This is a genomic window from Pseudomonas sp. SDO5591_S426 (assembly GCF_054070755.1).
This window is the reverse complement of record NZ_JBSVXD010000019.1, coordinates 1-20,865: the sequence shown is the minus strand read 5'-3', so window position 1 is coordinate 20,865 and position 20,865 is coordinate 1. Positions and strand designations below refer to the sequence as shown.

The 20,865-nt window shown below is 59.4% G+C and carries 20 protein-coding genes and 1 pseudogene; 13 read left to right on the top strand and 8 right to left on the bottom strand.

Translation table 11 applies throughout. The features are described 5' to 3' along the window. Positions 1 to 152 precede the first annotated feature (152 nt). The 7 genes from ACW9JC_RS06570 to ACW9JC_RS06540 all read left to right on the top strand — a co-directional run bounded on the left by ACW9JC_RS06570 (position 153) and on the right by ACW9JC_RS06540 (position 6,699). Positions 153 to 1,808, top strand: coding sequence for an AMP-binding protein (locus ACW9JC_RS06570; protein ID WP_457454261.1), 1,656 nt, complete (start codon positions 153 to 155; stop codon positions 1,806 to 1,808). Positions 1,809 to 1,840: 32 nt separating this feature from the next. Next, the gene (locus ACW9JC_RS06565; RefSeq protein WP_103397693.1) at positions 1,841 to 2,284 is read left to right on the top strand and encodes a hotdog fold thioesterase; all 444 of its coding nucleotides are present in this window, start codon (positions 1,841 to 1,843) and stop codon (positions 2,282 to 2,284) included. A 113-nt stretch (positions 2,285 to 2,397) separates the two neighbouring features. After that, positions 2,398 to 3,201 (top strand): alpha/beta fold hydrolase, encoded by an 804-nt coding sequence (locus ACW9JC_RS06560; RefSeq protein ID WP_457454260.1) that lies wholly within the window; start codon positions 2,398 to 2,400, stop codon positions 3,199 to 3,201. Further along, positions 3,198 to 4,052, top strand: a complete 855-nt coding sequence (locus ACW9JC_RS06555; protein ID WP_338582463.1) for an alpha/beta hydrolase — start codon at positions 3,198 to 3,200, stop codon at positions 4,050 to 4,052. The genes ACW9JC_RS06560 and ACW9JC_RS06555 overlap by 4 nt, the downstream gene beginning before the upstream one ends. A gap of 50 nt (positions 4,053 to 4,102) precedes the next feature. After that, entirely contained in the window at positions 4,103 to 4,762 is a 660-nt protein-coding gene (locus ACW9JC_RS06550; RefSeq protein ID WP_457454259.1) for a glutathione S-transferase family protein, read from the top strand. An 8-nt stretch (positions 4,763 to 4,770) separates the two neighbouring features. Continuing rightward, entirely contained in the window at positions 4,771 to 5,577 is an 807-nt protein-coding gene (locus tag ACW9JC_RS06545; protein WP_448108996.1) for a DUF4892 domain-containing protein, read from the top strand. A gap of 69 nt (positions 5,578 to 5,646) precedes the next feature. Further along, positions 5,647 to 6,699, top strand: a complete 1,053-nt coding sequence (locus ACW9JC_RS06540) for an AI-2E family transporter (protein ID WP_457454257.1) — start codon at positions 5,647 to 5,649, stop codon at positions 6,697 to 6,699. 136 nt (positions 6,700 to 6,835) lie between these two features. Here ACW9JC_RS06540 and ACW9JC_RS06535 read toward each other — a convergent pair whose 3' ends face one another. Further along, positions 6,836 to 8,152 carry a putative porin gene (locus tag ACW9JC_RS06535; protein WP_457454255.1) on the bottom strand — a complete coding sequence of 439 codons (1,317 nt, stop codon included), beginning with the start codon at positions 8,150 to 8,152 and terminating at the stop codon, positions 6,836 to 6,838. A 282-nt stretch (positions 8,153 to 8,434) separates the two neighbouring features. On the opposite strand from ACW9JC_RS06535, the gene ACW9JC_RS06530 reads away from it, so the two are divergent. Then, positions 8,435 to 9,559, top strand: coding sequence for a GNAT family N-acetyltransferase (locus tag ACW9JC_RS06530; protein WP_457454254.1), 1,125 nt, complete (start codon positions 8,435 to 8,437; stop codon positions 9,557 to 9,559). A gap of 15 nt (positions 9,560 to 9,574) precedes the next feature. Here ACW9JC_RS06530 and ACW9JC_RS06525 read toward each other — a convergent pair whose 3' ends face one another. From ACW9JC_RS06525 to ACW9JC_RS06510, 4 genes and pseudogenes are all read right to left on the bottom strand, one after another. Next, on the bottom strand, positions 9,575 to 11,407 hold the full coding sequence (locus ACW9JC_RS06525) for an ABC transporter ATP-binding protein (RefSeq protein ID WP_457454253.1): 1,833 nt from the start codon (positions 11,405 to 11,407) through the stop codon (positions 9,575 to 9,577). Between the two features lie 93 nt (positions 11,408 to 11,500). Continuing rightward, the gene (locus tag ACW9JC_RS06520) at positions 11,501 to 12,058 is read right to left on the bottom strand and encodes a peptidylprolyl isomerase (RefSeq protein WP_046816816.1); all 558 of its coding nucleotides are present in this window, start codon (positions 12,056 to 12,058) and stop codon (positions 11,501 to 11,503) included. A 3-nt stretch (positions 12,059 to 12,061) separates the two neighbouring features. Continuing rightward, positions 12,062 to 12,867, bottom strand: a pseudogene (locus tag ACW9JC_RS06515) (alpha/beta fold hydrolase). A 14-nt stretch (positions 12,868 to 12,881) separates the two neighbouring features. Continuing rightward, entirely contained in the window at positions 12,882 to 13,805 is a 924-nt protein-coding gene (locus ACW9JC_RS06510; RefSeq protein ID WP_457454252.1) for a LysR family transcriptional regulator, read from the bottom strand. 50 nt (positions 13,806 to 13,855) lie between these two features. Here ACW9JC_RS06510 and ACW9JC_RS06505 point away from each other — a divergent pair, with 50 nt between their 5' ends. From ACW9JC_RS06505 to ACW9JC_RS06495, 3 genes are all read left to right on the top strand, one after another. Further along, entirely contained in the window at positions 13,856 to 14,185 is a 330-nt protein-coding gene (locus ACW9JC_RS06505; protein ID WP_457454250.1) for a 3-phosphoglycerate kinase, read from the top strand. Between the two features lie 150 nt (positions 14,186 to 14,335). Further along, a complete protein-coding gene (locus ACW9JC_RS06500) occupies positions 14,336 to 14,935 on the top strand; it encodes an FMN-dependent NADH-azoreductase (RefSeq protein ID WP_457454248.1) in 600 nt (199 codons plus the stop codon). 342 nt (positions 14,936 to 15,277) lie between these two features. Then, positions 15,278 to 16,144, top strand: a complete 867-nt coding sequence (locus tag ACW9JC_RS06495) for a carboxylate/amino acid/amine transporter (protein WP_457454247.1) — start codon at positions 15,278 to 15,280, stop codon at positions 16,142 to 16,144. A gap of 82 nt (positions 16,145 to 16,226) precedes the next feature. Here the strand turns inward: ACW9JC_RS06495 and ACW9JC_RS06490 are convergent, their stop codons facing one another. Then, positions 16,227 to 17,525, bottom strand: a complete 1,299-nt coding sequence (locus tag ACW9JC_RS06490) for a mechanosensitive ion channel family protein (protein WP_457454245.1) — start codon at positions 17,523 to 17,525, stop codon at positions 16,227 to 16,229. Between the two features lie 192 nt (positions 17,526 to 17,717). On the opposite strand from ACW9JC_RS06490, the gene ACW9JC_RS06485 reads away from it, so the two are divergent. Further along, positions 17,718 to 19,058, top strand: coding sequence for a DEAD/DEAH box helicase (locus tag ACW9JC_RS06485; protein WP_448108976.1), 1,341 nt, complete (start codon positions 17,718 to 17,720; stop codon positions 19,056 to 19,058). A 63-nt stretch (positions 19,059 to 19,121) separates the two neighbouring features. On the opposite strand, the gene ACW9JC_RS06480 is transcribed toward ACW9JC_RS06485, so the two are convergent. Beyond that, positions 19,122 to 19,397: a hypothetical protein gene (locus ACW9JC_RS06480; RefSeq protein ID WP_457454244.1), complete on the bottom strand. Its 276-nt coding sequence runs from the start codon at positions 19,395 to 19,397 to the stop codon at positions 19,122 to 19,124. Positions 19,398 to 19,497: 100 nt separating this feature from the next. Next, positions 19,498 to 20,232, bottom strand: coding sequence for a DUF899 domain-containing protein (locus ACW9JC_RS06475; RefSeq protein WP_416129751.1), 735 nt, complete (start codon positions 20,230 to 20,232; stop codon positions 19,498 to 19,500). A gap of 173 nt (positions 20,233 to 20,405) precedes the next feature. Here ACW9JC_RS06475 and ACW9JC_RS06470 point away from each other — a divergent pair, with 173 nt between their 5' ends. Next, complete coding sequence (locus ACW9JC_RS06470) at positions 20,406 to 20,795, top strand: transcriptional regulator (RefSeq protein WP_457454243.1); 390 nt, start codon at positions 20,406 to 20,408, stop codon at positions 20,793 to 20,795. The last annotated feature ends 70 nt before the right edge of the window (positions 20,796 to 20,865 follow it).

Genomic DNA, 20,865 nt, shown 5'->3' with positions numbered 1-20,865 from the left:
CTTCGGCAGCTCCTACATCGGGATGGTGTGCACCCTGTAGGAACTGCCGAAGGCTGCGATCTTTTGATCTATTTTTTTCTTACAAAATTTCAACCAAGCACTTGCTTGGTTAGCTACGCTTGCTCCAGACCAAAACCAAAGGAGCGAGTCGCATGTCTGCCGCTTTTCGTTTGCCGCTGGACGTTTTCTACGAGCGTGAGGCCCGCCATCCGCGCCAGCGCTTTTTGGTTCAGCCCATCGGCGGTGGGCAAGTCGAGACCCTGACCTGGGCCGACGTAGGTCATCAGGCTCGCTGCGCCGCGCATTGGTTGCGGGCGCGGGAGTTGCCCCAAGGCAGTCACATCGCTCTCATCTCGAAAAACTGCGCGCACTGGATCATCGCCGACCTGGCGATCTGGATGGCCGGGCATGTTTCGGTGCCGCTGTACCCCAACCTCACGGCCGAATCCGTGGCCCAGGTGCTGGAGCACTCGGAAGCGGCGCTGGCCTTTATCGGCAAGCTGGACGATTGGCCCGGCATGTCTCGCGGGGTCAATCCCGATCTGCCGACCATCAGCCTGCCGCTGCATCCGCCGGGCACCTTCAATTTCAGCTGGGACGATCTGCAACACAGTTCGCCGATCCAGGACGACCCCAAACCCGGCGCCGATCAACTGGCGACCATCATCTACACCTCCGGCACCACCGGCATGCCCAAAGGCGTGATGCACAGCTTCGGCAATCTGGGTTTCGCCACCACGCGCGGCACGCAGTTGTTCGGCCTCAATGAGTCGGATCGACTGCTGTCGTATCTGCCGCTGTGTCACGTGGCGGAGCGAATGTTCGTTGAACTGGCGTCGATCTATACCGGGCAAACCGTGTTTTTTGCCGAAAGCCTCGACACCTTCCTGGCCGATCTGCGGCGCGCCCGGCCGACCGCGCTGTTTGGCGTGCCGCGTATCTGGACCAAGTTCCAGATGGGCGTGTACGGCAAGATCCCGGCAAAACGCCTCGACTTCCTGCTGGGCCTGCCGATTATCGGTAAGCGGGTCGGGCATAAAGTCCTCGCCGGGCTGGGGCTCGATGCCCTGCGCGTGGCGCTGTCCGGTGCCGCGCCGGTGCCGCTGAGCTTGCTGCTGTGGTATCGCAAGCTCGGGCTGGACGTGCTGGAGGTATATGGCATGACCGAAAGCTGCGGCTATTCGCACATTTGCCTGCCGGGGCAGAACAAACCCGGCTGGATCGGCAAGCCTTGCCCGGAAGTCGAGGTCCGCATCGATGAGACGGGCGAGGTCATGGTGCGCAGCGGCGCGACCATGCTCGGCTATTTCAAGGAACCGCAGAAAACCGCTGACACCATCACCGAGGACGGTTTCCTGCGTACCGGCGACAAGGGCGAAGAAGACGCCGAAGGCAACCTGCGCCTGACCGGGCGCCTGAAGGAAATCTTCAAGACCAGCAAAGGCAAATACGTGGCGCCGGCGCCGATTGAAAATCGCCTGGCGGTGCATTCGCGTATCGAACAGGTGTGTGTGGTCGGCGATGGCTTGAGTGCGCCGCTGGGCTTGTGCGTACTGTCTGCCGTCGGGCAACAAGAGGCGCGGGCGGGGTTGCATTCCAGCCTGGAAAAGCTGCTGGAGGAGGTCAACAACGCCCTCGACAAACACGAGCGTTTGCGGCGTCTGGTAGTGGTAAAAGACAGCTGGGCCGTTGAAAACGGCTTCCTCACGCCAACCCTGAAGATCAAGCGCAACGTGATCGAAGCGGCCTACGGAGCGCGCTTCGAAGAATGGAGCGAGCGCAACGAAGCGGTGCTGTGGCAGGATTGAGGCACGAATAAAACCAACAAGGAAAATCTGCGATGAGTCTGTGGCGCACCACTCCCAACATCGAACAGTTGAACGCGATCCAGAAAAACACCATCGGCGAAGTGCTGGATATTCGCTTCGAAGCCTTCGATGAAGAATCACTGACCGCGAGCATGGTCATCGACCACCGCACCCACCAGCCTTACGGCTTGCTGCATGGCGGTGCGTCGGTGGTGTTGGCCGAAAGCGTCGGCTCCATGGCCAGTTACCTGTGCATCGATGCCAGCAAATTTTACTGCGTTGGGTTGGAAATCAATGCCAACCACTTGCGCGGCCTGCGCAGTGGCCGGGTGACGGCGGTGGCCAAGCCGATTCACATCGGGCGCACCACCCATGTCTGGGACATCCGCCTGACCAGCGATGAAGGCAAGGCCAGTTGCGTATCGCGGCTGACCATGGCGGTGGTGCCACTGGGTGAGAAGCCGCCGGCACGTTGACGGCGATCCATAGCTTTGACCGGACTGTCATCATTCCTGTCAGTTACGGTCATTGCTGTAGGACGCGGTCTTACGGACAATCAACGCCTGTTCTCGCTCATGGATTTGCCGGTATGTCGCAACAGGTATTTTTCGCCCACGCCAATGGTTTCCCTTCGGGCACCTACGGCAAATTGTTCGCGGCGCTGGCGCCCGAGTATCAGGTGACGCATCTGGAGCAGCACGCTCATGACCCGCGTTTTCCGGCGGACGACAACTGGTACAACCTGGTGGACGAGCTGATCCATCACCTCCGGCAGCAACCTGAACCGGTGTGGGGCGTCGGCCATTCCTTCGGCGGGGTCTTGCACCTGCACGCAGCATTGCGTTGCCCCGAGCTGTATCGCGGGGTGGTCATGCTCGATTCGCCGGTGCTGACCCGTACCGATCAATGGGTGATCCGCGCAGCCAAGCGTTTCGGTTTCATCGATAGGTTGACGCCTGCCGGCCGCACCTTGGGACGGCGGGAAGAGTTCGCCGATCTTGAAAGCGCCCGCCACTATTTCGCCGGCAAAACCCTGTTTCGCGGTTTCGACGCCGAATGTTTTGACGCCTATCTGCAGCACGGTTTGCACAAGGTTGGAAACAAACTGCGCCTGCGTTTCGACCCTGCGACGGAAATCAGCATCTTCCGTGGAGTGCCACACACCAGCCCTGGCAGCACACGGCAGCTGAAAGTGCCGCTGGCGGTGGTGCGCGGGCACAAAAGCCGGGTGGTGATGCGCCATCACGTCAGTTCGGTCGGACGCCTGCCGCAGGGTGAAGTCCTGACCATGCCCGGTGGCCACATGTTTCCCCTCGAACGTCCGCAGGACACTGCCGCGATGCTGAAAAACCTGTTCAGCCGCTGGGACGGTCGTCAACAGGATTGCGCATGAGCAACGTCGTCGAAGAAGTCCGCCTGAGCCTGCCGCACATCGAGCTGGCGGCGCATCTGTTCGGTCCCGAAGACGGTTTGCCGGTGATTGCCCTGCATGGCTGGCTAGACAACGCCAACAGCTTCGCCCGGCTGGCGCCAAAGCTCAAAGGCCTGCGCATCATCGCGCTGGACATGGCCGGGCACGGTCATTCCGGGCATCGCCCGCCCGGCGCGGGCTACGCCATGTGGGACTATGCCCACGATGTGCTGCAAGTCGCCGAACAGCTTGGCTTGCATCGATTTGCGCTGTTGGGGCACTCCATGGGCGCGATCGCTTCGCTGATCATTGCCGGCTCGCTGCCGGAGCGTGTCACCCATCTGGCGTTGATCGATGGTGTGATTCCTCCTACAGACAAAGGCGAAAATGCTGCCGAGCGAATGGGCATGGCCCTTCAGGCGCAGCTGGATCTGCGGGAAAAACGCAAACCGGTATACGACAACCTCGACCGAGCCATTGAAGCGCGCATGAAAGGCTTGGTGGCAGTCAGTCGCGAAGCCGCCGAACTGCTGGCCCAACGTGGCTTGATGCCGGTGCCGGGCGGTTACACCTGGCGCACCGACAATCGCCTGACACTGCCATCGCCGCTGCGTCTTACCACCGAACAGGCGATGGCCTTCGTCCAGCGCATCAGTTGTCCGGCAAAACTGGTGGTTGCCGCCGACGGCATGCTCGCCAAACATCCTGAATTGCTGGAACGTCTACCCTTTAGCCGTGAACAGCTGCCAGGCGGCCATCATTTGCACTTGAATGACGAGTCCGGTGCCGACCTTGTCGCAGACTGTTTCAATCGGTTTTTCGCCATTCCTTGACTTGCACCGGGCAACTGTCGAGGCTGGGCGGGTTGAAATGGGAGACAACCATGATAGATCTGTACACCGCTGCGACCCCGAATGGCCACAAGGTCTCTATCGTGCTCGAGGAACTCGGCTTGCCCTACACGGTGCATGCCTTGAGTTTCGACAATAAGGAACAGAAGTCCGAAGACTTCCTCAAGATCAACCCCAATGGCCGGATTCCGGCGATTGTCGACCGCGCCAACGGCGATTTCGCCGTGTTCGAATCCGGCGCCATCCTGATTTATCTCGCTGAAATGACCGGCAAGTTGATGCCAACCGACCCCAAGGGGCGTTCGGTGGTCTTGCAGTGGCTGATGTTCCAAATGGGCGGAATAGGCCCGATGCAGGGCCAGGCCAACGTGTTTTTCCGTTATTTTCCGGAAAAACTCCAGGGCGCCATCGACCGCTATCAGCATGAAACCCGCCGCCTCTACGAAGTGCTCGACACGCGTCTGCAAATCGTCGAGTTTCTTGCCGGCGAGTACAGCATCGCCGACATCGCGACCTTCCCGTGGGTGCGTGGTTATGAGTGGTCCGGAGTCTCAGTAGACGGCTTGACGGCGTTGCAACGCTGGATGGCGACCATCGAGGCCCGGCCTGCTGTGCAGCGTGGTTTACTGGTGCCGCAACGCGCCGATGAAGCCAGTGTCATCAAGGGTGCCCAGGCCATGCTGATCCGATGAGTCTATCGATGCGATCCCTCAGTCTGCTGGCGCTGTGCAGTTTCAGTCCCTTGTTGTTCGCCGCTGATGTTCCAGGCAGCCAGGACCTGCCGATCGTGCCGCGCATGGTCGATGCGCAGATCGTCGACTATCGCCCGGCGGTCGATCTTGAGCGGATTTATCCGCTCGGTTCGATCCGCAAGATCAGCGGCCAGCTGCGCTTTGATGGCCAGGTCAGCGCCCGTGGCACTGCGACGTCGGTGACGTACGAGCTGCCGCCGGAGCATTCGGCGACCCAAGCCTTCACCGCTGCCCGCGAAGCCTTGCAAAAGCAGGACGCGCAATTGCTGTTCTGGTGCCAGGCCCGCGATTGTGGCGAAAGCAGCCTGTGGGCCAACGAAGTGTTCGGCAACGCCAAACTCTACGGCTCCGACAATGAGCAGGCGTACCTGCTGTTGCGCCTGGCGGCACCGAAAGACAACACGCTGGTGGCGCTTTACAGCATCACCCGCGGCAATCGCAAAGCCTACCTGCACGTCGAACAGTTCGAGGCGGCCGCACCGCTGGGCGATTTGCTGCCGACCTCCGCAACCTTGCTGCGCGAACTCAAAAGCACCGGCGAACTCGACTTTCCCAAACTGACGGAGACGCCGGACGATACTTGGCTGCGTTTGATCTCCCGTGGTCTGAATCTGGACACCACGTTGCGGGTCAGTGTTTCCGGTCCGAATGCCGAAGCCTGGCGTCAGGCGTTGATCGACCAGGGCGTGCGTGCGGCGCGGATGGAAACCGGTAGCGTCGAAGGCTCTGGCCTGCACATCGAGCTGTTGCGCTAGGCTGTATCTGGCGAACGCGCGTGGTGCGTTCGCCTATCCTTTTGACGACTGATTTTTTCGAGACCTTGGATGATCAATAACGATCGGCTGTTGGTGCAGATCCTGCTCCTGGTGCTGTTTGGCGCGAGCTTTTGGGTGATGGCGCCGTTCTGGTCGGCGTTGTTCTGGGGCGCGGTGCTGGCGTTCGCCAGTTGGCCGTTGATGCGCCTGCTGACCCGTTGGCTCAATGGCCGCGAATCGCTGGCGGCAGCCCTGTTGACCATGGGCTGGATGCTGTTGGTGGCGGCGCCGCTGGTGTGGCTGGGGTTCAACCTGGCGGACCATGTACGTGATGCCACGGCGTTCTTCAAGGATGTGCAGGTCGATGGCCTGCCGGAAGCACCGGCCTGGCTGGGTGGCATTCCATTGGTGGGCGGTCGTCTGGTGGGGATCTGGAACAGCATCGATCAGCAGGGCGCGGCGATGATGGTGTCGCTCAAGCCTTATTTCGGCCAGGTCGGCAACTGGCTGCTGGCGCGCAGTGCGCAGATTGGCGGCGGCATTCTCGAACTGACATTGAGCATCGTCTTCGTGTTCTTTTTCTATCGTGACGGGCCACGGCTGGCGGCGTTTGTCCATGGCTTGCTCGAGCGCCTGATCGGCAAGCGTGCCGGCTACTACATCGAACTGGTGGCGGGCACGGTGCAGCGAGTGGTGAACGGGGTGATCGGCACGGCGGCGGCTCAGGCCGTGCTGGCGCTGATCGGCTTCCTGATTGCCGGTGTGCCGGGGGCGCTGGTACTTGGCATCGTGACGTTCCTGCTCAGCCTGATCCCCATGGGACCGCCGCTGGTATGGATTCCGGCCACGGCCTGGCTGGCCTGGAAAGGCGAGTACGGGATGGCGATATTCCTCGGCATCTGGGGCACCTTCATCATCAGCGGCGTGGACAACGTGCTCAAGCCGTACCTGATCAGTCGCGGCGGCAACTTGCCGTTGGTCATCGTGTTGCTGGGGGTGTTTGGCGGGTTGATTGCGTTCGGCTTCATCGGCCTGTTCATCGGTCCGACGTTACTGGCGGTGGCGTACAGCCTGTTGACCGACTGGAGCAAGAGTCAGGCACGGGTCGAAGACCGTCGCTGAATGGAGAGGGGATCATGCGGTAAAGCTGGAAAACAGACTCGCGTTGATCCGGCGGACGGATGATGGGGACCGTCAGACCAACGCCAGCTGTAAAAGCGCCCCGGGCTTCCTTGCCCGGGTCGTGTAGCGGGGTGAATCAGAACTTCGCTTCAGCATCCAGTTGCAGGGTGTTGATGTCGGAGTCTTTCAGGTTGGCGTTGGTGTAGTCAGAGTTAGCCATGAAGTACGTCGCGCCGAGGTTGAAGTTCTTGTCCAGCTCGTAGCTCACTTTCAACTTGCTGCCGCGCGAACCGGTGAACCCGTTGGCGAAGTCGGAGTCGGTGAAAGCGCCAACCACGGAGTTACGTTGCACGTCGCGGTAGTTGTAGTCGATGGCAAAACCGTAGACCTTGGTCTTCACACCGGCGAGCCAGGCAGTGTCCTGGTCGTTGCTGGCATCGTCGTTGTTGACGTACTGACCGTACAGCGAGAGTGGCAATGGCAGGCCACCGATGTCGAGCTGACCAAAGCCTTCGAACAGCTTGAACTGTTCGTTCGGGCTGTTGCCGTTGATGGCCAGCGCGGCCGGAATGGAAGTACCGCCCGGGGTGATGTCGTCGTCGTTGTCGTAACCGTAGACGCTGCCGCCCAGAGTCAGTTTCAGGTTGTCGGTGATGCCAAAGCGCGCGCCCAATTGGCCAGCGTACAGACGCAGGTCGTGCTTGAACTGCACGCCATCGCCATCGACGTTGTCCTTGAGGGTGTAGTGACCGGCGCTACCGAACAGCTCGGTGCTGCCGCTCAGCGGGTACTTGTACGACAGGGACAGACCTTCAGGGCTGATGTCGCTATCCCAGATCACGTCGCCCATGCTCACCCATTGCTGTGGCATCTTGCCGCCAACGATGTGCAGGTTCTTGATGGCGTCGGGGTGGTAGTCGACGTAACCCTGGTCCAGCCAGATCTGCTTCTTGTCGAAGTAGTTGTCCAGGCTCTGGTTGGTGGAACGCGGGTCATCGTTGTTGCCGGTGGCGATACGGATACCGGTGTCGACCTGCGGGTTGATTTCGGTATAGGCACCCAGGCGGGCACGAATACGCTGACGATCCTGGTCTTTGTTGTTCGAAACGCCATCGTTGTGGACGTTTTCCTGACGGAAGCGCACGTCGCCCTTGAACTGAGTCTTGGCAGCCCACGCCAGTTTCTGGTCGAAGGTGCTCAGTTCATTGGTTTTCTTCGCAGTTGCGGCGATTTGCTCGTTGGTCTCTTGTTGGGCCTGACGGGCAATTTGCTGGTCTTTCTGATCCCTAGCCAGCTCGGCTTGCAGTTCGCTGTACTGCGCGTTGGTAATCGAGCCGTTAGCTTTGAGCATGTCGAGCAGTTTGGCGTCGACTGCGGCGCTGGCTGGAACACTCATGGCCAGCAGCAGGCCACCACACAGGGCCGCCGCAGTTTTCGTGGAAGCAAGACGCATATCAATCTCCGAAGATGAGAGTGGATGGCTGAGCCATCCAGGGCACAACCGACCAGTGATGGACGGAAAACAGTGGCCGGGTTAGAACCCGACGCTCTAAAAACAGGCGCCAGTATCGCGACGGTTTATGACAGTGCAGTGGCAATGTGATGGCATGTCGGTGACGATACAAAGTCGTCGCGAACTGTTGAGTTAGAGCGCTGTCGTCGAATTGATCGTGTGCATTCGGGAGCGATCGGCGATACTCGCGGGGCTTTCACGCCAAGAAGAGTGAGGACGGTAATGCCGTTGCAACGCCTGCAAAGTCTGTCTGAAATCGCCCCGCAAACGTGGGACGCGCTGGTGCCCGAAAATCAGCCGTTTCTGAGCCACGCATTTCTGAGCGCACTGGAAGACAGCGGCAGTGTCGGGCCACATTCCGGCTGGCAACCCGAGCATTTGCTGCACGTCGAAGGGGATCGTTTGATTGCCGCTTTGCCCAGCTATCGCAAGTGGCATTCCTACGGCGAATACGTGTTCGACCACGCCTGGGCCGATGCCTGCGAACGTGCCGGAATCGATTACTACCCCAAACTCCTGACCGCCGTACCGTTCAGTCCGGTCAGCGGCCCGCGACTGCTGGCAGCCAGCGTCGAGGACGGTTTCGAGTTACTCAAAAGTCTGCCGGGATATCTGGAAATCGAACAACTCTCCAGTGCCCACATCAACTTCACCGACCCGTTCACCGATGCCGCATTGGCCGAGCAACCGGGCTGGATGCAACGCATCGGTTGTCAGTATCACTGGCAAAATCGCGGCTATCGCGACTTTCAGGATTTCCTCGATGTGCTGAGTTCGCGCAAGCGCAAACAGATGCGCAAGGAACGTGAGCAGGTGGCGGGGCAGGGCTTTGAGTTCGAGTGGCTGGAAGGGCGGGAGCTGACCCAGGCGCAGTGGGATTTTGTCTATGCCTGCTACGCCAATACGTACGCCGTGCGTAGGCAAACGCCTTATCTGACGCGCGAATTTTTCAGCCTGCTGGCCGAGCGCATGCCGCAATCGATTCGCGTGGTGTTGGCCAAACAAGGCTCACGGCCGGTGGCGATGGCCTTCAGTCTGGTGGGGGGCGACAGCTTCTACGGGCGCTACTGGGGCTGTCTGGCGGAGTTCGATCGCCTGCATTTCGAGACCTGTTTCTACCAGGGTATGGACTATGCGATTGCCAACGGCTTTCAGCGTTTCGATGCTGGTGCCCAGGGTGAGCACAAGTTGATTCGCGGGTTCGAACCGGTGATCACTCATTCCTGGCATTACCTGCGCCATCCGGGGTTGAAGGCGGCAGTCAAAGACTTCCTTCAGCAGGAACGGCTGGGTGTGTTGGCGTATGCCGAGGAAGCGCGGACGGTGTTGCCATACCGCCAGCAATAAAGCAAAGATCGCGGTTCAATCGATCCCGACAAAGCCCCCAGTCTGATGCTGCCACAACCGCGCATACAAGCCGCCGTGGGCCAACAATTCGGCATGACTGCCGGTTTCGGCGATCTTGCCGTTCTCCAGCACCACCAGCCGGTCCATCCGGGCGATGGTCGAGAGCCGGTGGGCGATGGCGATCACGGTTTTGCCCTGCATCAGGGTTTCCAGGCTTTCCTGAATCGCCGCTTCGACTTCCGAATCCAGTGCCGACGTGGCTTCATCCATGATCAGGATCGGTGCGTCCTTGAGCAACACGCGAGCGATGGCGATCCGCTGACGCTGGCCGCCGGAAAGTTTCACCCCGCGTTCACCGACATGAGCATCGAAACCGATGCGACCTTCAGCATCCGAAAGCGTTGGAATGAATCCGTCGGCCCGAGCCTTATGCACGGCCTCCCAGAGTTCGGTATCGGTGGCATCGGGCTTGCCGTAAAGCAGGTTGTCACGGATCGAGCGATGCAGCAGGGACGTATCCTGAGTGATCATGCCGATGCGTTCGCGCAGGCTTTCCTGGCCGACGTCGGCGATGTTCTGGCCGTCGATGAGAATCTTCCCGCCTTCCACGTCGTAGAGGCGCAGCAGCAAATTGACCAAGGTTGATTTGCCGGCGCCGGACGGGCCGATCAGGCCGATCTTCTCACCCGGTTTGATCGTCAGGTTGAGCCCGCCGATGATCCCGCTGCGCTTGCCGTAGTGGAAGTCCACGCTCTCGAAACGCACTTCGCCACGGGCTACGGTCAACGGTTTGGCCTGGTCGCGGTCGGTCACGCTGACCGGCTGCGAGATGCTCTGCAAACCGTCCTGCACCATGCCGATGTTTTCGAAGATACCGGTGACCACCCACATGATCCAGCCGGACATGTTGACGATGCGGATCACCAGCCCGGTGGCCAGCGCAATGGCGCCCACGCTGATCAGCGATTGCGTCCACAGCCACAGGGCCAGGCCAGTGGTGCCGACGATCAGCAAGCCGTTCATGCTGGTGATGACCACGTCCATGCTGGTCACGACACGGCCGGCCAACTGGGCTTTTTCGGTTTGTTCCTTGATCGCTTCGCGGGCGTATTGCTGCTCGAAATTGGTGTGGGCGAACAGCTTCAGGGTGGTGATGTTGGTGTAGCCATCGACGATCCGCCCCATGAGTTTTGAGCGCGCATCCGAGGCGATCACCGAACGATCCTTGACCCGTGGTACGAAGTAATAGAGGGCGCTGATGAAGGCGACGATCCAGGTCAGCAGCGGGATCATCAGGCGCCAGTCGGCTTCGGCGAACAGCACCAGCGAACTGATTGCGTAGATCAACACATGCCATAACGCATCCACTGCTTGCACGGCGGAATCGCGCAGGGAGTTGCCGGTTTGCATGATGCGTTGGGCGATGCGCCCGGCGAAGTCGTTCTGGAAAAAATTCAGGCTCTGCTTGAGCACGTAGCTGTGGTTTTGCCAGCGGATCAGGCTGGTCATGCTCGGGCTCAGGGTCTGGTGCACCAGCAGGTCATGCAGGCCGACGAACACCGGACGCAGGATCAGCGCGACCACCACCATCCAGGCCAGTTCGATGCCGTGTTCCTTGAAGAAATCGGCGTTGGGCGTGCCTTGGGCCAGGTCGATGATGCGACTCAGGTAGCTGAACAGCGCCACTTCGATCAGCGCGCCGAACAGGCCAACGATCAGCAGGGCGACGAAACTCGGCCAGACCTGCTTGAGATAATAGGTGTAGAAGGGCAGGACGCGGTCCGGTGGCGCGGCTGTCGGGGCGTCGCGGAAGATGTCGATCAGTTTTTCAAAACGGCGATAAAGCATCGGTTTCTCGCCCGCGCACGGGCTCTCCTTTAAACGGTTTGAGCGTTGCCGGCAGAACCGGCAACCGCTCTGACATCCTTGTCCAGCTTAGTCTCAGTCGATTCGCTTGGCCGACTTGATGAACACCGGATCAGCCGGTACATCCTTCATGCCGCTGCGAACGGTGGTTGGCGAATTGACGATGATGTCGACCACGTCCATGCCTTTGACCACCTTGCCGAACACAGCGTAGCCGTCACCCTGGTCGAGGAAATCGTTGTCCTTGACGTTGATGAAGAACTGGCTGGTGGCCGAGTCAGGTACCGAGGTGCGGGCCATGGACAAGGTGCCACGGACGTTGACCAGACCGTTCTTGTGCTCGTTCTTGATCGGCGCCTTGGTTTCTTTTTGCTGCATTTGTTGAGTGAAACCGCCGCCCTGCACCATGAAGCCCGGAATCACGCGGTGGAAAATCGTGTTGTTGTAGAAGCCGCTGTCCACGTACTCAAGGAAGTTCTTGGTGCTGATCGGGGCCTTGACCGGGTCCAGTTCGATTTCGATCTGGCCATTGGTGGTTTCCAGCAGAACATGCGGCGCCTTGGCAGGCGTTGCCGCCATCAGGTTGGCGGCAAACAGTACGGAGCCAGCGGCGAGGGCGATTTTTTTCAGCATGGGTCAGTGATCCTGAGTGTGTTGGTGTCGACTGCGGTGAGAAACTCGAGCAGTGTCTGGTTGAATTGATCGGGCTGGTCCAGCGGGGTGGCGTGACGCGAATCGGCGATCACTGCCAGCCGCGCATCGGGCAGCAGTCTTAAGTAGTTTTCCTTCAGCGAAACCGGTGTGTAGTCACGGTCGGCGCTGACGATGAGGGTTGGACAGGTGACCTTTGAAAGTCGTTCCTGGACACCCCAACCGACAATGGCATCGAAGCTGGCGAGATAAGCATGTTTGTCGTTTTTTGCCCAGCGTTCGGCCATCTTTTGTCGCAATTCTGCCTGCTCGGGTTTGGGAAACAATTTGCCGCCCAGGGCTTTACCGATGGTGCGAAGGCTGAGCGCGCGCATCAGGCTCCAGCGTTTGAACCACTGCCAATAGTCGTCGCGGCTGCGCAGTTTGACCTCGGGCGCGCTGTTGACGATGCACAGGCTTTTAAGCAGTTGCGGCTGATCCACGCCGAGTTGAAAACCGATCATGCCGCCCATGGATAGTCCCACATAATGTGTCGGACCGAGGTTCAGATGCTCGATCAGCGCCACCAGATCGGCGCTGAACCCGGCGATGCTGTAGCGCTCGCGGGGCTTGTCGGAGCGGCCGTGGCCGCGCACATCCGGGACGATTACCCGGTAGCGGGCAGCCAGCGCGGGGATCTGTTTTTCCCAGTCCAGGGTGCTGGAACCCAGGCCGTGGACCAGCAGCAACGGCGCGCCGTGGCCATATTCCTCATAGTGCAGGTTGCAACCTTCGTGTTCGAAATAGGCCATGCATACACTCCGTGTCAGGCTTGTTCAGGGGCGGCGAACGGTGCGTCCAGCGGCGCGGTGTCGAAGGTGCGCAGCAACTCGACGAGAATCTGCGTCGCCGGGCCGAGCGGTTTGTCCTTGTTTGAATACAGGTAAAAACTCGGGTTACGGCTGCCGCCCTGATCCAAAGGTAGCAGCTTGAGCGTGCCTTCCCTGAGTTCCCGTTCGATCATGTGCCTTGGCAACCAGGCGAACCCCAGGCCGCTGCCGACGAAAGTCGCGGCGGTGGCCAGGCTGCCGACGGTCCAGCGCTGCTCGGCACCGAGCCAGCCGACGTCCCGTGGTTGCTGGCGACCGGAGTCGCGGATGACCACTTGCATGTGGCTTTCCAGATCCTGGAAATTCAGTTCGCGGTTGAGACGATGCAGAGGATGTTCGGGGTGGGCGACCGCGACGAATTCGACATCGCTCAGCTCCGCGCCGAGATAACCGGGAATGCTGAACCCGGTGATGGCCAAATCGGCCACGCCTTCGAGCAGAACTTCTTCCACCCCCGACAACACCTCTTCGCGCAAACGCACCCGGCAGCCACGGCTTTGCGGCATGAACGCGGTCAGGGCGCGGACGAGGCGGGCGTTCGGGTAGGCGGCGTCGACCACCAGGCGCACTTCGGCTTCCCAGCCTTGTTCCATGTGGTGGGCCAGGTCTTCCAGCTGACTGGCCTGTTTCACCAGTTGCCGGGACCGACGCAGCAGCACGCCACCGGCTTCGGTGAGCACCGCTTTGCGGCCGTCGATGCGCAGCAACGGCACGCCGAGTTGATCCTGCATGCGCGCCACGGTGTAGCTGACCGACGATTGCGAGCGGTGCAGCGCCTCGGCGGCCTGGGCGAAACCACCGTGGTCGACCACGGCCTGAAGCGTTCGCCATTGATCAAGGGTCACGCGGGGCGCTTTCATGATGAGCTCCTGTTGTCCTAAGCTGCGCAGTTCTTATTGGAGACTGCTGAATGAAAAATCTGTTTTATTCAAGATCGGGTTTTGTACTGCTGGCGATGTTGCCGCTGACTGCGTTTGCTTACCCGATCGACATACAAAAAGAGCTCAATGGCCTGAAGATTGACTACACGACCTACGCCTCCGATTACGACATGGGTTCCATCACCGTGAACAACTACGGCGACACCGCTGCCGAATGCTCGGTGGTGTTTCGCAATGGTCCTGAATCGCCGAAGACCCGCAGGATCAACCTCGATGCCGGCAAAAGCGCGGATCTTTCAGCCAAGTTCAACCGCAAAATCATCAAGCTGTACATCAGCATGACCTGCAAGCCGAAATGACATCCAGCGGAGCAGGCCAACTGACCATGCTCCGCTTATAAACGAAATTCTTGATCGGTTATAGCAATTATTTGCGCTTTTTCATCGATATGGCACTGTTTAACCTTCACTCCATCGACCTACAGCATTCTCAGATGGAGGCTACATCCCATGTCCCGCGTTCTGATCATCGAAAGCAGTGCCCGCCAGCAAGACTCGGTTTCCCGTCAACTGACCCAGACCTTCATCAGCCAGTGGAAAGCCGCACACCCGAAAGACGAGATCAGCGTTCGTGACCTGGCCGTCAACCCGGTGCCGCACCTCGACATCAACCTGCTGGGCGGCTGGATGAAACCTGCCGATCAGCGCAGCGACATCGAACAGCTTTCCCTGGAACGCTCCAATCAGTTGACCGACGAATTGCTGGCCGCCGACGTACTGGTGATGGCCGCACCGATGTACAACTTCGCGATTCCAAGCACGCTCAAAGCCTGGCTCGACCATGTGCTGCGTGCCGGTGTGACCTTCAAGTACACCGAAACCGGTCCTCAAGGTCTGCTCAGCGGCAAGCGCGCCTACGTGCTGACGGCTCGCGGCGGGATCTACGCTGGTAGCACCGCCGATCACCAGGAACCGTACCTGCGTCAGGTCATGGGCTTCATCGGTATCCACGACGTGACGTTCATTCACGCCGAAGGTATGAACCTGGGGGGTGACTTCCAGGAGAAAGGCCTGAACCAGGCGAACGCCAAGCTTTCCCAAGTGGCCTGACCCGTTAATCGCCAGATAATCACCGGATGGTCTAGTGACCTGGCGCAACCCTTCAAGCCTGTACGCGCATCGAACCTCCCTTTGCACTTATTGCTCCTGAGTGCTGCCGCCCGATTGAACGCTTTAGCGAGATCGGGCTTTTTTTTGCCTGCGATTTTGTGAACAACGCAGAACCTGTAGGAGCCGAGCTTGCTCGCGATGGCGCTGGATCAGTTTCATTGATGTTGGCTGACACTCCGTCATCGCGAGCAAGCTCAGCTCCTACAAGGTTTTGTGTTGGTCGATGGTTAGCGATAAGGGGCAAAACCCGCTATCGTCGCCGCCATTCAAAACGAGGCGAGCATGGGCTATCTACTTTTTGTCACGCTGATCCAGGCGTTTTCCTTCAGTTTGATCGGTGAATACCTGGCCGGTCATGTCGACAGTTACTTCGCGGTGCTGGTGCGCGTGCTGCTGGCGGGGCTGGTGTTTATTCCGCTGACACGCTGGCGTTCGGTCGAGCCGGCGTTCATGCGTGGCATGTTGCTCATCGGCGCGCTGCAATTCGGCGTGACCTATGTCTGCCTGTACCTGAGCTTTCGCGTGTTAACGGTGCCGGAAGTGCTGTTGTTCACCATCCTGACGCCGCTGCACGTGACCCTGATCGAAGATGCGCTGAACCGCCGCTTTAATCCGTGGGCCTTGATCGCGGCATTGGTGGCGGTGGTAGGCGCGGCGGTGATTCGCTTTGACCGGATCAATCCCGACTTTTTCATGGGCTTCCTGTTGCTGCAACTGGCCAACTTCACCTATGCCGCCGGGCAGGTCCTCTACAAGCATCTGGTCGCACGGCATCCGAGCGACCTGCCGCATTACCGGCGCTTCGGCTATTTCTATCTGGGTGCATTGGCAGTGGCGTTGCCGGCGTTCCTGCTGTTCGGCAAACAGAATTTCTTGCCCGAAGCGCCGCTGCAATGGGGCGTTCTGCTGTTCCTCGGCCTGGTCTCGACCGCGCTGGGGCTGTACTGGTGGAACAAAGGCGCGTGCCTGGTCAATGGCGGGACACTGGCGGTGATGAACAACCTGCATGTGCCGGTGGGATTGCTGATCAATTTGTTGATCTGGAATCAGCATGAGGAGCTGGGGCGGTTATTCCTTGGCGGGAGTGTGATTCTGGCGGCGGTGTGGATCAGTCGGTTGGGCATCAGGCGAGAGATGAGCATCGTGTAGGAGCTGGCGCAGCCTGCGATCTTTTGATCTTTAAAATCAAAGGATCGCAGCCTTCGGCAGCTCCTACAGAGGAATTGTGGGGTTACATCACATGTTTTTCGGGCGCATGAATATGGCTCGCGCCGAGCACAGCCGGCAGCAACCCGGCCCGCAAATCCGTACCACTGGGCTGCTGGTACAGGCTCAAGCCAAACTCCGGCAGCACTGCCAGCAAGTAATCGAAAATATCCCCCTGAATCCGTTCGTAATCAGCCCACGCCGTGGTGCGGGTGAAGCAATAGATTTCCAGCGGAATACCCTGCGCGGTGGTCTGCATCTGCCGAACCATGCAGGTCATGTTCGGCTGGATCTCCGGGTGGCTCTTCAAGTACGCCAGCGCATAGGCGCGGAACGTGCCGAGGTTGGTCATGCGTCGGCGGTTGGCCGACATGGCCGCGACGTTGCCCTGGGCCTCGTTCCACGCCTTCAGTTCGGCCTGTTTGCGGGACATGTAGTCGGTCAGCAAATGAACCTGCGACAACTTCAGCTCTTCTTCATCGCGCAGAAAGCGCACGCCGCTGGCGTCGATGAACAGGCTGCGTTTGATCCGGCGACCACCGGAAGCCTGCATGCCGCGCCAGTTCTTGAATGACTCGGACATCAGGCGCCAGGTCGGGATCGACACGATGGTCTTGTCGAAATTCTGCACCTTGACCGTGTGCAGCGTGATGTCCACCACGTCGCCATCGGCACCGACTTGCGGCATCTCGATCCAGTCGCCGACCCGTAGCATGTCGTTGCTGGTCAACTGCACGCTGGCGACGAACGACAGCAGGGTGTCCTTGTAGACCAACAGAATCACCGCCGACATGGCGCCCAGACCCGACAGCAGCAACAGCGGCGAACGGTCGATCAGCGTGGCGACGATGATGATCGCGCCAAACACGTACAAGACCATTTTCGTCAGTTGCACGTAGCCCTTGATCGAGCGGGTGCGGGCGTGTTCGGTGCGGGCGTAGATGTCCAGCAACGCATTGAGCAGGGCGCTGACCGCCAGCAGCAGAAACAGGAAGGTGAAGGCCAGCGCCACATTGCCGAGAAAATTCAGGCTGGTTTTGCTCAGGTCCGGCACCAGGTTGAGGCCGAACTGGATCACCAGCGAGGGGGTTATCTGCGCCAGGCGATGAAACACCTTGTTCTGCAGAAAGTCATTGATCCAGTGCAGCGCCGGCTGGCGACCGAGCATCTTGGCCGCATGCAGTATGAGATAGCGCGCCACCCGTCCGAGGACCAGCGCAATCGCCAACAGCAGCAACAGCGACAGGCTGGAGTGCACGAGCGGATGCTGATCGAGGGCACCCCAAAGGTCCAGGATGTTGATCCAGAGCTGTTTGATATCCATGGTCAAAAACGATTCTTCTGTAAGACGCGAGAGGCGATTAGAGCATTTAAGACGCTTTGTATTACGTTCGAGGACAAATGAGGCAACAAAAAAGCCACTGTTTACTGTCGTTTGCATAAAGAAACTCGGCCTCGGCGCTCGAAACCGGTACCCTATGCAGCTGTTTTTTTGCATTTCTTCGAGGTAGCACCCGTGTTTTCCCAATTCGCCCTGCACGAACGCCTGCTCAAAGCCGTGGCCGAGCTGAAATTTGTCGAGCCAACGCCTGTGCAAGCAGCGGCCATTCCGCTGGCGCTCCAAGGGCGTGACCTGCGGGTGACAGCGCAAACCGGTAGCGGCAAGACCGCTGCATTCGTTTTGCCGATCCTCAATCGCCTGATCGGCCCGGCCAAGATCCGCGTCAGCATCAAGACCCTGATCCTGCTGCCGACCCGTGAGTTGGCACAGCAGACTCTGAAAGAAGTTGAACGCTTTTCGCAGTTCACCTTCATCAAGTCCGGCCTGATCACTGGCGGCGAAGACTTCAAGGTCCAGGCCGCCATGCTGCGCAAGGTGCCGGACATCCTGATCGGTACGCCGGGCCGGATGATCGAGCAACTGAACGCCGGCAACCTCGACCTGAAAGAAGTCGAAGTGCTGGTGCTCGACGAAGCCGACCGCATGCTCGACATGGGTTTTGCCGAGGACGTACAGCGTCTGGTGGACGAGTGCACCAACCGCCAGCAGACCATGCTGTTCTCCGCTACTACCGGTGGTTCGGGCCTGCGCGAGATGGTCGCCAAGGTGTTGAACAACCCTGAGCACCTGCAGCTCAACGCGGTCAGCCAACTGAACGAAACCACCCGTCAGCAAATCATCACCGCTGACCACAACCAGCACAAAGAACAGATCGTGAACTGGCTGCTGGCCAACGAGACTTACCAGAAGGCCATCGTCTTCACCAACACCCGGGCCATGGCCGACCGCATCTACGGTCGTCTGGTGGCGCAGGAATACAAGGCGTTCGTGCTGCACGGCGACAAGGACCAGAAGGATCGCAAACTGGCGATCGACCGTCTGAAGCAGGGCGGGGTGAAAATCCTCGTCGCGACCGACGTCGCCGCTCGCGGCCTGGACGTGGACGGCCTGGACCTGGTGATCAACTTCGACATGCCGCGCAGCGGCGACGAGTACGTGCACCGCATCGGTCGGACCGGCCGCGCGGGCAACGATGGCCTGGCCATCTCGCTGATCTGCCACGGCGACTGGAACCTGATGTCGAGCATCGAGCGCTACCTCAAGCAGAGCTTCGAGCGCCGCACCATCAAGGAAGTCAAAGGCGTCTACGGCGGACCGAAAAAGGTCAAGGCCTCGGGCAAGGCTGTCGGTGTGAAGAAGAAAAAGACCGACGCCAAGGGCGACAAGAAAAAAACCGCCGCCAAGACCCCGACCAAGCGCAAGAGCGTCAATCGCCCGAAAAGCGATTCGCTGGTGAGCAAGGACGGCATGGCCCCGCTGAAGCGTCGCAAGCCGGAAGCACCGGCTGCTGAGTAAATGCTTTAGGCAGTGGACATAAAAAACCGGACAGATGTCCGGTTTTTTTATGGGCGGCGTTTATCAGCTCTCGGCTTTTTTCTCAGCCACTCCCAACTCTTTCAAACGCTGATCGATCAACTGGCACTTGTCAGGAAGATCTTTCGCAGCAGTACCCAGGTCCATTTTCTGCAACTCGTCGTTGATCTCCTTGGCCTTGGTCGGGTTTTGCTCGGTGAGTTTTGTGACTTCCTTGGCCAGTTGTTCGCGTTTTTGGGTGGCTTCCTCAGGGGTGCAGGCCCAAGCGGGCAGGGCGCAGGCGAGCGTGGCGGCGAGGGTGAGCTTGAGCAGGGTTTTCATGAGTCAGGCCTCAGTTCCGGTTAAGGCGGGTTAACCGGTTGAGGCCTGGAGGTAGGAAAAAGTTCAGCGCTGGCCGCCAGTACCTGTGGAGGAACGCTGGTTACCCACCGTGACAGCAACTTGCCGAGGTCTTGTCATCGTACTTGTCGTGGTGTTTCACCCACTCCATGATTTCCTCTTCATTCCTGCCTTTGGGCGTCAAATCGAGGTAGTTGTAGGCGCCGACCAACATGTCCAGGCCCCGGGCATAAGTCGAATAGGTGTGAAAAATTTCGCCACCCTCGTTGCGATAAAACACGCTCAGGCCGGGAAGTTCTTCCTCGGAGCCGTCGGTTTTTTCGTAGTTGTAGGTAGCCTTTCCGGCGGCGACATCTTCGGCTCGGGCCGAGACGCCAAAGTCGTAGTTGAAATCGCAGCCTTCCGACGATACCCAATCAAATTTCCAGCCCATACGCCGCTTGAACGCCTGGAACTCGGCGAACGGTGCGTGGGACACCGCCACCACGGCCACGTCATGGTGGGCCAGGTGCTGGTTGGCGCCGTCGATGTGGTCGGAGAGAAACGAGCAACCGGGGCAGCCTTCGTCCCAGCCGTCGGCAAACATAAAGTGATAGATGACTAACTGACTGCGGCCGCCAAACAGGTCGGCGAGTTTCAGTTCGCCGTTGGGACCCTGGAAGTGGTAGTCCTTGTCGATTTTCACCCAAGGCAAGGCGCGGCGTTCGGCGCTGAGTTTGTCCCGTTCCTTGGTGAAGGCTTTTTCGTGCGCCAGGTGTTGTTTACGGGCGGCGAGCCATTCTTCCCGGGACACGACGGGATGATTCTGAATGTTCATAGTGATTTCTCCTGCGTGGGGCTGGGAGGTGACTTACACAGCCTAGTCGTTTGGCTTGCCTGCAATTCGACATACCGCCGGTCGGTAGTGGCAAAAAACCAAGCTGAACGGCTGTAGTCCATGCCGGTCACAACCTATGTAGCCCCTCACTCACGGGCACCGGAGGTTGCAGGATGACGACTTATAACTGGGATTTGATCGAGCGCCTGCTGCATGAAGTACAGCACGGCGAAGCCAGCTTCACGCCAAGGCCTTACGCCGAACAGTACGCGGCGGAAAAAGCGTCGGAAGGTGAGCAGACCGAGAACCTTGACCATCTGAAAGCGGTGGCGGGTGAGTACGAAAAATTACTGCTGGAGCGGGGTTACATCGAGCCTCGGCCGGAGGAGCAGGGTGGCACCGGGTCCAATTACATTTTGACGCCCCGGGGTTCCAGTTTGCTGAGCCTGATCGACAGTAGCATTCCGGGTAATGATCATCCGCGGCAAGTACTTGATGAGCAGGCAGATGCGCTGGATGAAGTGACATTTGATGAGGTGGCGTCGAGGGCGCAGATTGCCTGACAGGTCAGTTGATTCCCCATGTAGGAGTGAGCCCTGCTCGCGATAGCGGTGGATCAGCCGACATTTTTAT

Excerpts from the sequence above, each read along its gene's own strand:
- ACW9JC_RS06540 (WP_457454257.1), top strand. The coding sequence starts at position 5,647 with ATGATCAATAACGATCGGCTGTTGGTGCAGATCCTGCTCCTGGTGCTG.
- ACW9JC_RS06490 (WP_457454245.1), bottom strand. The coding sequence starts at position 17,525 with ATGGATATCAAACAGCTCTGGATCAACATCCTGGACCTTTGGGGTGCC.
- ACW9JC_RS06550 (WP_457454259.1), top strand. The coding sequence starts at position 4,103 with ATGATAGATCTGTACACCGCTGCGACCCCGAATGGCCACAAGGTCTCT.
- ACW9JC_RS06475 (WP_416129751.1), bottom strand. The coding sequence starts at position 20,232 with ATGAACATTCAGAATCATCCCGTCGTGTCCCGGGAAGAATGGCTCGCC.
- ACW9JC_RS06505 (WP_457454250.1), top strand. The coding sequence starts at position 13,856 with ATGAAAAATCTGTTTTATTCAAGATCGGGTTTTGTACTGCTGGCGATG.
- ACW9JC_RS06545 (WP_448108996.1), top strand. The coding sequence starts at position 4,771 with ATGCGATCCCTCAGTCTGCTGGCGCTGTGCAGTTTCAGTCCCTTGTTG.
- ACW9JC_RS06565 (WP_103397693.1), top strand. The coding sequence starts at position 1,841 with ATGAGTCTGTGGCGCACCACTCCCAACATCGAACAGTTGAACGCGATC.
- ACW9JC_RS06495 (WP_457454247.1), top strand. The coding sequence starts at position 15,278 with ATGGGCTATCTACTTTTTGTCACGCTGATCCAGGCGTTTTCCTTCAGT.
- ACW9JC_RS06480 (WP_457454244.1), bottom strand. The coding sequence starts at position 19,397 with ATGAAAACCCTGCTCAAGCTCACCCTCGCCGCCACGCTCGCCTGCGCC.
- ACW9JC_RS06555 (WP_338582463.1), top strand. The coding sequence starts at position 3,198 with ATGAGCAACGTCGTCGAAGAAGTCCGCCTGAGCCTGCCGCACATCGAG.
- ACW9JC_RS06535 (WP_457454255.1), bottom strand. The coding sequence starts at position 8,152 with ATGCGTCTTGCTTCCACGAAAACTGCGGCGGCCCTGTGTGGTGGCCTG.
- ACW9JC_RS06470 (WP_457454243.1), top strand. The coding sequence starts at position 20,406 with ATGACGACTTATAACTGGGATTTGATCGAGCGCCTGCTGCATGAAGTA.
- ACW9JC_RS06560 (WP_457454260.1), top strand. The coding sequence starts at position 2,398 with ATGTCGCAACAGGTATTTTTCGCCCACGCCAATGGTTTCCCTTCGGGC.
- ACW9JC_RS06570 (WP_457454261.1), top strand. The coding sequence starts at position 153 with ATGTCTGCCGCTTTTCGTTTGCCGCTGGACGTTTTCTACGAGCGTGAG.
- ACW9JC_RS06530 (WP_457454254.1), top strand. The coding sequence starts at position 8,435 with ATGCCGTTGCAACGCCTGCAAAGTCTGTCTGAAATCGCCCCGCAAACG.
- ACW9JC_RS06525 (WP_457454253.1), bottom strand. The coding sequence starts at position 11,407 with ATGCTTTATCGCCGTTTTGAAAAACTGATCGACATCTTCCGCGACGCC.
- ACW9JC_RS06520 (WP_046816816.1), bottom strand. The coding sequence starts at position 12,058 with ATGCTGAAAAAAATCGCCCTCGCCGCTGGCTCCGTACTGTTTGCCGCC.
- ACW9JC_RS06510 (WP_457454252.1), bottom strand. The coding sequence starts at position 13,805 with ATGAAAGCGCCCCGCGTGACCCTTGATCAATGGCGAACGCTTCAGGCC.
- ACW9JC_RS06500 (WP_457454248.1), top strand. The coding sequence starts at position 14,336 with ATGTCCCGCGTTCTGATCATCGAAAGCAGTGCCCGCCAGCAAGACTCG.